This window comes from Sphingobacterium sp. E70, from assembly GCF_019285695.1.
Classification (GTDB): Bacteria; Bacteroidota; Bacteroidia; order Sphingobacteriales; family Sphingobacteriaceae; genus Sphingobacterium; species Sphingobacterium detergens.
Map to the genome: position 1 here is coordinate 1,980,728 of NZ_CP079104.1, position 12,118 is coordinate 1,992,845.

The window sequence follows — 12,118 nt, forward strand, 5'->3', positions numbered from 1 at the left end:
TCCCCAATTAAAACAATCTCAGGTAATATTCTCCTGATCCATCAGACATAACTCCACAATAGGCTTCAGCGTCTTGGTGGAAAGCCCACTCACAGGCTTAAGCGCTAAAAGTAAGTGATGGTGTTCCTGATTTAAAAACTGATATTTGAAGAAAGAAATACGATCGAGATCCATACGCAGGGATAAACGTTCAATAATCAACTGACTATTAATTTCCATAATAAATGATTTAAGGGTTATAAAATCCACAATGGATAGTCATCAGTACAACAAACAGTTAAAGACTATTATTGCAAATAATAAACAGTTATTTTGTAAAAAACATAGAAAGACAACCAAGATGATTAAAGATAAAATCAACAGGCAGCATGCATACACGTTTGCACCTTGGTTTATTAAGAAAAGGCCGGCAATGAAAACAATTGTATCGAAGTTTCAACTTGACCGCGAAAAAATACTTACCTGCTTGCCGACTAAGCTACAGGTAAGGCATCTGTGCTATATAAACAAAAACACCATTACGATACAAAAGTATAGTTTATACATACAAACGTAATAATTAATAATATAAAAAACAAATATTATTAAGAATAATAGTCTTTCAGTTATACAAAAGATAACCACCCTTTATCACAGGTAATCATAGTAGACCAGCAGGCCAACTACAGCACCGAAATAACACTGGCTAGCTATCCAAAATCTATATTGTACAAATACTATAGCAATACTTAATCTATACTTTATCAATACTTAAACACTACTGTAAGGGTGCCTAATCCGACCTTAACAACTCTCATATTCCTTCCCCTTGGACAGGCAACTGTTTTCTAAATTATTACTAAATTTAAGTCCCAATTGCGCAGAACAAATCTGATAAATAGGATCAGTCCTTCCGCCCAACAATCGGATGTAAACGAATTATAAATAACGCTAAGCGAATCGTAAACTTCTATCGCTTACATCGCCGATGTGTTGTATTTTTAAAATACAGTAAAATATTACTATTATTAAGAAGTACTAAAGTTTAATAAACCGACAAATGACCTTTAAAAAAATACTTTTATTCTGTTGTATTTCGTTTTTGATCTATCCGATATACGGTCAGACGAGCTGCAACTGTTCACAGGCACTCAAACAATTGATCAGTAAAATCGAAACAGAATATCCAGGCTTTCCAGAAAAAGTAAAACAGCACAACGATTTATACCAAGCCAAAAAGAGTATTCTGAATAAAAAAGTCTCAACGCAAAAAATGAAGCATGCGTAACTCTTTTGCAGGAGTATCTCAACTTTTTCAGGATGAGCACATTGTTTTAAGATCATTGACTGTAGCACGGAAGAAAGTCTCCGAAACTATGGCGAGTCCGGCTGAACCTGAAGAAGAAGTGATCGCCAAGGCAATTAATCCCGAGGTTTTCTATATTAAGATCGGCAGTTTTGCCTATGAAAATATCACTCCAGTAAAGGATTTAATAGTCAAACATAAGGAACAGATTGAAAATAGTAAGGGCTTGATTATTGACATCAGGAATAACGGCGGAGGAACGGATGATGTATACCAGCCCATTTTACCTTATGTCCTGACCAATCCGATACGGATTATGAGTGTTGAATTTTTGCCACCCATACCCTGATTAATGGCCTACGGGACTATGCTCTTAAAAATATGAAACCGGGGACGGACTCTATTTCAGAAGCGAAAAAGATAGAGGACGATCTAAAAGAATACAAAGATAATATCGGAAAATTTGTGCTCTATGGTGACAAAAAGTACTTATCGATACGATCGTACTCCATAAGAAAAGCCCGACCCAAGTTATTATTCTAGCTAACAGGAATGTAGCCAGTTCAGGTGAAAATTTCTTATTCAGCTGTCGTCAAAGCAAAAAGTAAAGATCATGGGTACGCCCAGTATGGGTGCCCTGGATTATGGTTCCATACGGGAATTTAAATTCGGCTGCGATAATTATCAATTGCTGTTGCCAACATACAGATCAGCTCGCTTACCACAATATCCTATCGACAATATCGGTGTACAGCCCGACATCTATTTGGACGAGTCCATCCCCGACTGGATAGACTATGCTGTTCATTATATTCAAGAATAGTCACACCTAAATAATCAGAACCTAGTAGATCATTCAAAGGTAATTATGAAGCATATTTTTAAAATGGGAATTATCAGCACATGTATAGGTTTGTTCTTTTCCTGCAAAGAGCAGGTCAGTCCTTTGTCTGAAGACTACTATAAAAAAAGTGGAGCGATCTATTTTATCCCCGGAGGCAATGGTTTTGAACGTGGTTCAAGAAAGACGGATGCAGATGTAAATAGCTTTTCTGTGATCAGAGGAATCTATGCACGTGATAAAGACAATATCTATGTAATGGGCTGTCCACAACAATTCGTAGACACAAAAACTTTTCGATTGAAAGGAAATATTCCCGTTGATCAATCTCATGTATTCGTTTTCGATGGTTCGACGACTTCAACTACACGAAAATGTAGCGAGCAACAACTCATTGCTATTACGGATGCTGATCCCGAAACGTATATTACCTTGTACGATACGATCGCATCCCTAGCGAAAGATAAATCACATTATTTCTACAATTTCCAACAATTAGCGGTTGACTATGCTTCATTTAAAATTTTGAACGAAAATTTTGTAAAGACAAAAATAGACTCTATGTGGTCACACAGAAAAGTATCAATCCGCTCAATTACACAACGGATAAGATTGATGTGCTCAACGACGAATACATCATTTTGGATGGAAAAAAATTACTTTATTACCAACCCTATAAGGGTATGGGTGTGCTCGAAACGGATTTACCTTCGACCAATAACATCAAATTACTTGATAGAAAAACGGTAATCATTGATCAACTGGTTCTCATTGAAGGAAAGAAATTTGAATTCATGGATGTCGATGCCGCCAGTTTTAAACTATTGGAAGGCATTGGTGGAAACTCTTTTTGGTCCGGTGACAAGAATCATATTTATTATAACCAACAGCTATTTGCGGAAGCGGACCCAAAAACTTTTGAAGTCCTTGAACGCGCTGTCGCCAAAGACGCCAGACATATTTTCGTCGGCAATAAAATCTTTGAAGGGCCCGATGTCAGAAGCTTCAGACCTGTAGATAAAGCAAAAGTAAACCACGATTTTGAAGATGATCTGGGCAACAAGTACTGGTACCGACCCAAAGAGGGAGGGGCAGAACTTATTCCGGTAGAGAAGAAATAAGGGTATCGCTTGAATCTATTATTTTAAAACCGGTCGTTTAACGAAGTACAAGTTCATAACGTACGGATCTTCCAAGCCCAATTTGTTCAACTATACCTTGCTCTTGCAGGTATTGCAGATCCCTTGTTGCAGTAGCTTTTGAGGTCTTCGCAATGGACATATACTTTTTGCGGTCGTGCATTTGAGTCGTTCCTAAACTCTAATCGGCTCAAATATGAGCAAATTTTGAGCCGATTAACCAATTTAATCGGCTCATCAAAAAAATAATGCAGGGGCAAACGGGCTTAATATGGCTGTCCAGCAACCAATCAAGTCGCTTCATAATCACTGAATTCGGCTATTTTTCAAAAGGCAATTTTCGACTACTTTAGCCTCAGGATCCCTGTATTTAACATGAATCCTGTCATAAAGCGTTGCATTGGCATAATGAGTATATACGAAACTTTTCGTTGCTCTTTTAGCAGCAAACGCTTTCAATTAAAAAGAAAAAAGATGATCAAATCAATATTAGTAGGTTTAATAACCATTCTTTGTATGACAGCCTGTGCACAAGAGTCCACCATAAATTCATCGTTAAAATCTATCCATTGGATTCCGATGCAGACCCCGGACAAACAATTCGTCTATGTGGACAGTTCGCTCCGGAAGCAGCTGACACAAAAATTCTATGGAGCCGAACCTTTTACCCACACTGGCTACGCTATCGTCTCAAACGAGAAGAACCAGCAGGCTTTAATTAATTCAAAGGGCGAGTTTATCGAAAATTATTCTGATACAGACCTTGGGTTACAACCACTAGGTCAGGTCACGCTGCTCATGAAACGTCTGGAGCATGAGAAAAAACTGCCCTTCTGGAATTGGAACTGGAATATCATGGGTGGTGGCGTAAAGAAAACAGCGACCTATGTTAAGGTAGAAATCCGTGTGCTTGAAACCGACCAGATCCTGTTGGACAAAGATGTTCCCTACGACGAAAACGAATACAGTTCGGCGGCATACGATCTGGATGATAAACATTTCGTCCTAAATGGAGCCCTTTATGAACTAAAAAACCAGCATCTAAAAAAGCTTAGTCCAAAAATTGATATGATTTTGGAAAATGGCCGATATATTCCTCCTGCTGAAAATCGTTTTGAGATCTACGATATTCAACATAAGCGGCCTATTTTTTCCAATCTGGTTGGTGTAGATAAAATAGACTTGCTTTGGAATGGCCAGCTCTTACAGCTGGATTCCATCAATCAGGATCGCTACAAACCAACAGTGCCCAAATTGTTAAAAGACTACAACACAGGTGCCATCTATGTTTTCCCGCAATATGAGAAAGCGTTGCCAAAACAGATCAAACAGGCTACTGCAGCCCAGTTGGCTTTCCTGAAAGATGTTTCTCTCGTATATTCTGTCAATAATTCACCTTACTTTATTTTGGGAAGATTTAATTATGACCACGAGGTATGGGCTTATGACTGGCTCTATCTTGACAATGATGGCAACTTATTGGATGATATCAACGTTAAGGATTTCTTTATTTTGGATCAGGTAGGTTATCTGGTCTGGCCGGATAAGCATATGTTGTTTACAAAGAACACCCTTGAAAAAGATTGGAAAACGGGAAAATAAAATACGTCTATCAAACCGAAGCATTATACCTCATTAACGTCAAAAAGGAGAGCAGGATCCCACCATGGGCCTCTGGAATGCCGAGACTAAAACATGGGATCTACCGCCAAATTTTCAGTATATTGATATCTTGGATGGTAAACAACAGATCTTTGCCTTGCAGACGCAAAAAGACGGCCCTTTTACCTTGTTCAATAATAAAACAAAAAAGCAGATCGGGACCAAAAGCTATGACACGATCAACCCAAGTGGGCTGGTACGGGTAAAAGGCGCGGAAAATAAAGATAATTACTATTACATAGACATCTATACCGGAAAAGAGTACAAGGAGTAATCTCAGGTGGAGGAGCAGAACCGGGCTATTACTTAAGGGATAAAAATGCCCCGTTGTGATATGATGCACGAACGGGGCGAAAAGTGTAAAGGAAATTAAAATTTCTACCTCGCAGCTTCCAGTAGTTTATGGAAAATAGCTGTATTATCGTATACCCCGGAATAAAAACGAGCGGGCTCCGTAAGCAAATACGGGAACGAAAGCATTCGTATGATCGTTGCTGCTAAAATTAACCATCACACGTCCTGATTTACGGTCAGAATCGAGCAATGTAAGTCCGCCAGTTTCATGATCTGCAGTTACAACAACAAGCATCTCTGGATCCTGATCAGCCAACTTTAAGGCTTCTTCGATCGTTTTGTCAAAATCCAATGTTTCCATGACCGAATATTTGAGGTCATTCGCATGACCGGCATAGTCAATCTGCGCAGACTCTGCCATCAGAAAGAATGGTTTGTTGTCGCGGGACAGAAACTTTATACCATCCAGCATAGACTGTTTTAAAATTGCCGGCCGACCATCTTTTACGGGCTTTACAAGTTCGTCCGACAGGAACACAATCTGCTTACCACCGGATTGATTGATCTGATCTTTAACAATCGAAACACCGGTATATCCTTTCCAGTCATTTTTCTTCTCCAGCCATCCAGGCTTTCCGCCCAGGATAAAATCCATGGTGGAATGCTGGAATTGCCCCAGAATGGATTCACTCTCATTCCGTTCCCGTTGATGGGCATAGAAGACTGCGGGAGTAGCGTCGGTCACATCACCGATACTGATCACGCCGGTTTTCCAGCCCTGATCAGCAAGTACCGCTGCAACACTAGGTAAGGGTTTTCCAGTGGTATCGACCGCAATAGCACGATTATTTACTTTCTGCCCTACCGCAATGGCGGAACCTCCGGCAGCGGAGTCCGTATTATCCGAGTTCAAAGCCTCAGTCTGTGACAGTCCAACTGTTTTGATCTGTGTCATATTGAGCGCCCCACCATTGGCCAATGTCGCTGCTTTTACAGCGGCCAGCCCCATTCCATCTCCGATCAAAAGCAGAATCCGCTTCACCTTACGGTCCTGACCGTCATATTGAAAACTCGGTGTATAGATCGCCTGTGGTTTTGCCGACTGGAAAGATGACCGTTCACGCTGATCAAGAAATAACTCTAAGGTCTTGGGATGATCGGTATTGATCCAGTACACGCCGAGATTGATAAGCTGTTGCCAGGCATTGGGACTGTCGTGTGTTCCGTAAAAACGAAAACGGAGTCCCAGTGAATCAGCTTTGGCAACCGCCTTTTTGATGGCTGGAATATTTTCGGGTAATCCCTTACCGTTCCAATCCGTATAATCCTTTAGATCCGCACTGATCAATCCGGTCTGTACTAGGCTCGCTGCATCATAGCTCCAATTGACTTCGCCATCAAAAAACAACCATTTGGGATAATCCTTAAATCCATCTGGTTTAGGTCTCCCGCCTGTCACGATTACTTTAACAGCATTGGTATTTTTAAGCGGATTGAACAGATCACCATATTGCTCAAGCGCCTTGACAAGAACGGGCAATACCTGTTTATAGTTTTCTTTGACGTCGATAAGCAACTGTAGTTTTTTTGCTTTGTCAGCAAAGGCTGTTCCGCCATTTTTGCTGTATAGCTTAGCGACAGGATCCAGATAAAGCGCATTGAGCGTATTCTCCGTTTTGATTTCCTTTGCGTCGTGCGCAACCATCAATTACCATTGCGCAGGAAAATATCTGCTTCAATGGATTGCATACCCGCGTAATAGGCTGTGTAGAAAGGCTGACTCTGCCAGTAATCATTATGACTATGTCCAGCATAGTTGATCGCCCCTACCTGTCCTTTTTCACGGTTGAACATCAGCTGCTCAAATTTCTCATTGAGTGTTTGTGCGGAAGACCAGATAGGTCCTCCGCACAAGCCAGCGATTATCAATAAGCCGCCCAATTTATTTCGGGAGACTTTTGGAACTTTTACCATCCTTGATTCTGTTTAATCAAACCTGCACTATTATCCACTTCCTGTTGAGGTACTGCCCAAACATGGTGAATTTTGGGTCGAACTTACGACCGGCGAACTCTATTGGCATGCCTGAACCATTCTTCATCGCATAGGTATGAAGCGGCTTGGCATACGTTGCCTCGGCATCACCCCACCGTACTAAGTCACGATGACGGTCTGAAAATTCGCCCGCCAACTCATTACGACGTTCGCGTTTCAGATCAGCCAATGTCATACCTGTTTTTTCGATAAGGTTGGCGCGTTTACGGATCATATTCAATTCTTTATCTCCTGCACCAGCACCATTCAGCATAATCTGAGATTCGGCTTTAATTAACAGGATCTCTGCAAAACGGATCAAAGGTACATTTAGATCCGTAGCCATGTGATTTCCATTTGGACTCACATGAGTACCGATCGGAGACGGATGCGAGAAAGGCTCCATATATTTGTTGAACTGCATATCACAAGTCGCCGAACCTGCCGGTGCAAATATCCGCTCGCTACCAAAGAACATAAACTTATCCCCGGCTTCAAGATCGTTGCTTCCCTACGGACATCACCTGCTTCATAAGAATCATAAAGTTCTTTGGTTGGCATATAGTAGCCCCAGCCATTGTATAATCCCCATGCTCCATTGGTCAACATCACACCCGGCAAAATAGATCCCCAGCCATCGGTACCAGCAGGAGTACTTGTAACAGACCAGATGTACTCTGGCCCCCAGTTATTCGCAGCTTTAAAGACATCCGTAAAAGATTTTTCTAAGCCACGTTTGCCCTGATTGATCACCATATCGGCATAGAGGGTAGCGTTTTTATAATCTTTCTTATACAGGTACATTTTGGAAAGAACTGCCCATGCGGCTACTTTATGTGCACGACCATAATCGGCCACATCTAGCTCATCAAAAAGGGCAATTGATCAGCGGCTGACTTGAGCAACTTTTCAATATGAAGATAATTTTCTTCGACATTAGCCGCTCTTGGTGTTGCCTTTTCGTTGTCCATATTTTCAACGGTAACAATAGGGACCCCAGCGCGTTCGTCCGCATAATTCGCCGCCAATTGGAAATACATATAACCTGCATTAAAATTTGCTTCGCCCAAAATGCGGTTCTTTAGCTTCTCATCCATAGCGATGGAAGGGACATAACGTAGGATTTCATTGGCCTGTTTGATAATCGCATAGCGCATTTGCCATTGTGATTCGGTATAGCCACCACCGATATAATTGCGATTAAAGGTGCGAATATTTTCAGCTTGCGCATTATTTCTTCCAGTGACCATATCATCACTTGCGTTTAGAAACCAGGCAAATCCACGACCATAGAAATCTTCATCATCATAAAGATTGTAGAGTCCATTAGCCCCTTTTACGGCATCTTCTTTGGTTTTCCAATAGCTAGCCTTAGATGGTGCTCCTTCCGGCAGGATATCTAATTTATTCGTACAAGATTGAAAAGACACCCCATGCCTCCTAAAAGCATGGCAAAACATATATTTCGAGTTATTTTTTTCATTGGAGTATTTTTTTACAGGATAATCAAGTTGAACCATTCGATTATAAAAACCCAAACAGTTCCCTATTTTATCCAAGTTTGAGATTAAAAAGTAACAGCCGCTCCAAACAAGAATGTACGTGATTGTGGATAACGACCCGCATCCACACCATAATTGTTCATTCCTACCTCAGGATCCATTCCCGTATATTTCGTCACAGTAAACAGGTTGGTTGCCGAAGCAAAGAATCGCAGCTTCTGTATTTTATACCTTTGTGTTAATTCCCGCGGTAGCGTATAACCAACGATCAGATTTTTTAAACGTAGATACGAACCATTTTCAATGTAGAAGTCTGACACGTTAGAGAAATTACCATTTAGATCTTTTACAGAAACACGTGGTATATCCGAATTCGGATTGGACTCTGAATATGCATTTTTATTTCCTCAAACATATTATAAGGCTGTCCTGATGCTGCATTTAAACCTGTATATTTCAATGCATTGAACAGCTTATTACCTTGCACACCCTGAAAAAAGATATTGACGTCAAAGTTCTTATAGCTACCATTGAAAGTCACACCATAGTTAAAGTCAGGGTAAGCACTTCCTAAAAATACACGGTCCTTTGCGTCTATAATACCATCGCCATTCTGATCCACAAACTTCATATCCCCTGCCTGCGCATTTGGTTGTATTTTCGTTCCGGCACTGTTTTTATATTGCTCAGCTTCTTGATTAGATCTAAAAAGACCTGCGGTCTCCAAACCATAATATGAATAGAGTGCTTGTCCAGGTTCTGTTCGTAAAGGTTTTAGTATTCCGCGATAATCGACTTGAGAAGGAATACTTGGATACTGATCAATCAAAGATTCCACATTGTTCGTGATCTTGTTGATGGATGCTCTGACATCATATTGGAATGCCGCATCGGCTTTACTACTGTAGTTCAAGGCGATCTCTAATCCCTTATCTCTTACAAGACCACCATTTACATATTTATTTTTCACACCTGTCGTACCTGGAAGTGTGATTTGCATAATCATATTGCTTGTATTCTTAACAAAATAATCCGCATTTAAGGTTAGGCGATTGTTCAAAATACCCAGATCCAAACCAATATTGGTTTGTTTGGATTCCGCCCAGGTTAAATTCGGATTACCCATTGCCTCTTGAATATATCCAGGTAATAGAGCTGGTGTTTTTCCAAACCAAGCGTCCACACGTTTTAGTAAAGGACTAACTGCTGTAGAAGGTAATGTGGCCAAATCACCCAAAATACCATAGCTTGCCCTCAATTTTAGGGTATTAATTACTTCGGAATCCGAGAGAAATGCTTCCCGATGGATCGCCCAGGCTCCAGAAACCGACCCATAGTTTTGGAACTGATTCTCTTTAGCGACCAAGGAAGTACCATCCCGACGGCCAATCAACGTCAACATATAACGGTTGTCATAATTGTAATTTGCACGCAATAAGTAAGACAACAAGGCCGTTTTTCCCAAACCATCATCAACAGGCTGGATACGACCTGCATTGACCAAGTACCGGTAGTTTTTAGCTTCATCATCAAAGTTTTCACCAATGACATATTGATAATTCATTTTGGTCTGTTGATACATAAATCCGGCCAAGCCCTCAAGATGATGTTTGCCAAAATCCTTCTCATAAGTCAATGTTTGCTCCGCCAAGATATCTGTTGACCGCTCGGTTCTTATGGTAAGGGAATTGGACATATTAGGTTTTCCAATTTCTGGAATACGTGCTGTAAATTCTTTGAAATCGGTGAATTGCTTGGTGTAGGCAAAATTTGATCTAAATTTCAACCCCGGAAGCAATTTGAGTTCTACATATGGATTGATCAACAAGTTATGTACAGGATTATCCACGTCCAATCGACTTAAATAGGCCACCGGATTAATCACATCTCCATAAGATCCCGGACCATACTTTTCTGGAAGTCCTGAAAATTTGCCTGCGTCATCATAAACAGATACATTCCGTGGGTAATGAATTGCGGACAAAACAGCCCCTGTATAACCCGAGCTTGTATTTGCCCCCTGTCCGTTTGTAAAGGAATAGGAAATATTTTCGCCCAATTTTAACCATGGTGTCAACTGCGTTTGCGAATTTATACGGAAATTGTAGCGTTTTCCATACGTATTAATCAATATACCTTCAGCATTACGGTAGTTGAAACCTGTGTAAAAAGAAGACTTTTCATTGCCTGCACTTGCAGATAGATTATAATCCTGTGTGCGCGCTGTACGGAAAATCTCGTCTACCCAATCGGTACGTGTAATCTGCCCATCGGGATATTTTGCTGCATCAAAAGCGGGGTCGCGTGCTACACCCGCATTATCTGCCGCCAAATTGAAATCATGGCGCGGTCTGCCGCATTCAACGATTGCAGGAGGTTATGTGCTTTTTGCAATCCATATTTCGCCTCAAAATCAATTTTTAATTCCCCTGCTTTTCCACTCTTTGTTGTCACTAAGATAATACCACCAGAAGCACGGGCTCCATAGACAGCCGCGGATGCATCTTTCAAAACACTGATATCCTGAATATCATTTGGATTCAGATCTGGTACCCCATTAAAAATTACCCCATCAATGACATAAACAGGTTGCTGACCATTCAAACCGCCCATTCCACGGATATTGATACTTGGTTTAGATGTTGGATCTCCGCCTTCAGCTGTTACTGTAACCCCAGGAGTCCTTCCCTGCAATACTTTCCCTATCCCCGCCATTGAACGGCTATTTGTACCTTTCAAATCTGTTGTAGCAACAGCACCAGAGACAGTACTCTTTCGTTGCGTACCATAACCAACCACCACTACTTCCTCCAGTTGACTGGAATCTTCTGTCAGGGTAACTGACAGGCTATTACCTGTCACCTGTTGATCCAGTGACTTGTATCCGACGGAACTAAAGCGAAGGGTTTCGCCTTGTTTGGCGGACAATTGAAATTGTCCCTAACATCCGTTACTGTTGTTTTTCCTGTTTGAACGTTTTTAACTGTTACTCCTGCAACAGGCACGCCATTGTTCGCGACAACTGTCCCTTTAATTTGGTCCTGAAAGACACTGCTTCCGATGATGGAAGAAAAAGGCTTTTTACGGGGAATGCTTGTCCCTGATAGGCAATCCCAAGCGCCAGTGGTAGAATTAGAAATTTATTCATATGATTGATAATGTGTGGCGAAAGTAGAAATTACGGGTTATTAAAATTTTAATATCATGTTAACAAAATGTGAACCCGCCTCCAGTTTATTTAATCGGTATATTTTTTTGGTTTTCATAAAAATATAATTTTTTTATGTCTTCAAATGTATACACATAATAAAAATTCGATTTAGCAAGTCTTTTTTTTACTTATCTTGTAATCCAAACAACA

Annotated in this window: 18 protein-coding genes; 7 read left to right on the top strand and 11 right to left on the bottom strand. The window is 40.8% G+C overall.

What is annotated here, in order from left to right; translation table 11 throughout:
* Nucleotides 1-18: 18 nt before the first annotated feature.
* The gene (locus tag KUH03_RS14220) at nt 19-219 is read right to left on the bottom strand and encodes a hypothetical protein (protein WP_257094277.1); all 201 of its coding nucleotides are present in this window, start codon (nt 217-219) and stop codon (nt 19-21) included.
* 1,040 nt (nt 220-1,259) lie between these two features.
* On the opposite strand from KUH03_RS14220, the gene KUH03_RS14225 reads away from it, so the two are divergent.
* The 5 genes from KUH03_RS14225 (at nt 1,260) to KUH03_RS14245 (ending at nt 3,247) form a co-directional block, all read left to right on the top strand.
* Nucleotides 1,260-1,634: a S41 family peptidase gene (locus KUH03_RS14225; RefSeq protein WP_257094279.1), complete on the top strand. Its 375-nt coding sequence runs from the start codon at nt 1,260-1,262 to the stop codon at nt 1,632-1,634.
* 32 nt (nt 1,635-1,666) lie between these two features.
* Complete coding sequence (locus KUH03_RS14230) at nt 1,667-1,828, top strand: hypothetical protein (protein ID WP_257094280.1); 162 nt, start codon at nt 1,667-1,669, stop codon at nt 1,826-1,828.
* A 70-nt stretch (nt 1,829-1,898) separates the two neighbouring features.
* Nucleotides 1,899-2,108: a hypothetical protein gene (locus KUH03_RS14235; protein WP_257094282.1), complete on the top strand. Its 210-nt coding sequence runs from the start codon at nt 1,899-1,901 to the stop codon at nt 2,106-2,108.
* 45 nt (nt 2,109-2,153) lie between these two features.
* Nucleotides 2,154-2,876: a DKNYY domain-containing protein gene (locus KUH03_RS48625; protein WP_373564722.1), complete on the top strand. Its 723-nt coding sequence runs from the start codon at nt 2,154-2,156 to the stop codon at nt 2,874-2,876.
* A complete protein-coding gene (locus KUH03_RS14245; RefSeq protein WP_373564723.1) occupies nt 2,816-3,247 on the top strand; it encodes a DKNYY domain-containing protein in 432 nt (143 codons plus the stop codon). The genes KUH03_RS48625 and KUH03_RS14245 overlap by 61 nt, the downstream gene beginning before the upstream one ends.
* A 37-nt stretch (nt 3,248-3,284) precedes the next feature.
* On the opposite strand, the gene KUH03_RS14250 is transcribed toward KUH03_RS14245, so the two are convergent.
* Nucleotides 3,285-3,428 carry a DeoR family transcriptional regulator gene (locus KUH03_RS14250; protein ID WP_257094285.1) on the bottom strand — a complete coding sequence of 48 codons (144 nt, stop codon included), beginning with the start codon at nt 3,426-3,428 and terminating at the stop codon, nt 3,285-3,287.
* A gap of 311 nt (nt 3,429-3,739) precedes the next feature.
* On the opposite strand from KUH03_RS14250, the gene KUH03_RS14255 reads away from it, so the two are divergent.
* Nucleotides 3,740-4,867 (top strand): hypothetical protein, encoded by a 1,128-nt coding sequence (locus tag KUH03_RS14255; RefSeq protein ID WP_257094286.1) that lies wholly within the window; start codon nt 3,740-3,742, stop codon nt 4,865-4,867.
* A 64-nt stretch (nt 4,868-4,931) separates the two neighbouring features.
* On the top strand, nt 4,932-5,201 hold the full coding sequence (locus KUH03_RS14260; protein ID WP_257094288.1) for a hypothetical protein: 270 nt from the start codon (nt 4,932-4,934) through the stop codon (nt 5,199-5,201).
* A 144-nt stretch (nt 5,202-5,345) separates the two neighbouring features.
* Here the strand turns inward: KUH03_RS14260 and KUH03_RS14265 are convergent, their stop codons facing one another.
* The 9 genes from KUH03_RS14265 to KUH03_RS14305 form a co-directional block, all read right to left on the bottom strand.
* On the bottom strand, nt 5,346-6,926 hold the full coding sequence (locus KUH03_RS14265; RefSeq protein WP_257094290.1) for an alkaline phosphatase: 1,581 nt from the start codon (nt 6,924-6,926) through the stop codon (nt 5,346-5,348).
* Nucleotides 6,926-7,195, bottom strand: coding sequence for a hypothetical protein (locus KUH03_RS14270; RefSeq protein ID WP_257094292.1), 270 nt, complete (start codon nt 7,193-7,195; stop codon nt 6,926-6,928). The genes KUH03_RS14265 and KUH03_RS14270 overlap by 1 nt, the downstream gene beginning before the upstream one ends.
* Before the next feature lie 16 nt (nt 7,196-7,211).
* A complete protein-coding gene (locus KUH03_RS14275) occupies nt 7,212-7,601 on the bottom strand; it encodes a RagB/SusD family nutrient uptake outer membrane protein (RefSeq protein ID WP_257094294.1) in 390 nt (129 codons plus the stop codon).
* Nucleotides 7,602-7,618: 17 nt separating this feature from the next.
* Complete coding sequence (locus tag KUH03_RS14280) at nt 7,619-8,113, bottom strand: hypothetical protein (RefSeq protein WP_257094295.1); 495 nt, start codon at nt 8,111-8,113, stop codon at nt 7,619-7,621.
* Nucleotides 8,114-8,115: 2 nt separating this feature from the next.
* Nucleotides 8,116-8,685, bottom strand: a complete 570-nt coding sequence (locus KUH03_RS14285) for a RagB/SusD family nutrient uptake outer membrane protein (RefSeq protein ID WP_257094297.1) — start codon at nt 8,683-8,685, stop codon at nt 8,116-8,118.
* A gap of 137 nt (nt 8,686-8,822) precedes the next feature.
* On the bottom strand, nt 8,823-9,077 hold the full coding sequence (locus KUH03_RS14290) for a TonB-dependent receptor (protein ID WP_257094299.1): 255 nt from the start codon (nt 9,075-9,077) through the stop codon (nt 8,823-8,825).
* A gap of 26 nt (nt 9,078-9,103) precedes the next feature.
* Nucleotides 9,104-11,089, bottom strand: coding sequence for a SusC/RagA family TonB-linked outer membrane protein (locus KUH03_RS14295; RefSeq protein WP_257094300.1), 1,986 nt, complete (start codon nt 11,087-11,089; stop codon nt 9,104-9,106).
* Nucleotides 11,065-11,685: a TonB-dependent receptor plug domain-containing protein gene (locus KUH03_RS14300; RefSeq protein WP_257094302.1), complete on the bottom strand. Its 621-nt coding sequence runs from the start codon at nt 11,683-11,685 to the stop codon at nt 11,065-11,067. The genes KUH03_RS14295 and KUH03_RS14300 overlap by 25 nt, the downstream gene beginning before the upstream one ends.
* Before the next feature lie 58 nt (nt 11,686-11,743).
* Nucleotides 11,744-11,905, bottom strand: coding sequence for a hypothetical protein (locus KUH03_RS14305; RefSeq protein WP_257094304.1), 162 nt, complete (start codon nt 11,903-11,905; stop codon nt 11,744-11,746).
* Between the last annotated feature and the right edge of the window lie 213 nt (nt 11,906-12,118).

Coding starts and splice junctions, on each gene's coding strand:
- KUH03_RS14220 (WP_257094277.1), bottom strand. CDS start 219: ATGGAAATTAATAGTCAGTTGATTATTGAACGTTTATCCCTGCGTATG.
- KUH03_RS14225 (WP_257094279.1), top strand. CDS start 1,260: ATGCGTAACTCTTTTGCAGGAGTATCTCAACTTTTTCAGGATGAGCAC.
- KUH03_RS14230 (WP_257094280.1), top strand. CDS start 1,667: ATGAAACCGGGGACGGACTCTATTTCAGAAGCGAAAAAGATAGAGGAC.
- KUH03_RS14235 (WP_257094282.1), top strand. CDS start 1,899: ATGGGTACGCCCAGTATGGGTGCCCTGGATTATGGTTCCATACGGGAA.
- KUH03_RS48625 (WP_373564722.1), top strand. CDS start 2,154: ATGAAGCATATTTTTAAAATGGGAATTATCAGCACATGTATAGGTTTG.
- KUH03_RS14250 (WP_257094285.1), bottom strand. CDS start 3,428: ATGCACGACCGCAAAAAGTATATGTCCATTGCGAAGACCTCAAAAGCT.
- KUH03_RS14255 (WP_257094286.1), top strand. CDS start 3,740: ATGATCAAATCAATATTAGTAGGTTTAATAACCATTCTTTGTATGACA.
- KUH03_RS14260 (WP_257094288.1), top strand. CDS start 4,932: ATGGGCCTCTGGAATGCCGAGACTAAAACATGGGATCTACCGCCAAAT.
- KUH03_RS14265 (WP_257094290.1), bottom strand. CDS start 6,926: ATGGTTGCGCACGACGCAAAGGAAATCAAAACGGAGAATACGCTCAAT.
- KUH03_RS14270 (WP_257094292.1), bottom strand. CDS start 7,195: ATGGTAAAAGTTCCAAAAGTCTCCCGAAATAAATTGGGCGGCTTATTG.
- KUH03_RS14275 (WP_257094294.1), bottom strand. CDS start 7,601: ATGGCTACGGATCTAAATGTACCTTTGATCCGTTTTGCAGAGATCCTG.
- KUH03_RS14305 (WP_257094304.1), bottom strand. CDS start 11,905: ATGAATAAATTTCTAATTCTACCACTGGCGCTTGGGATTGCCTATCAG.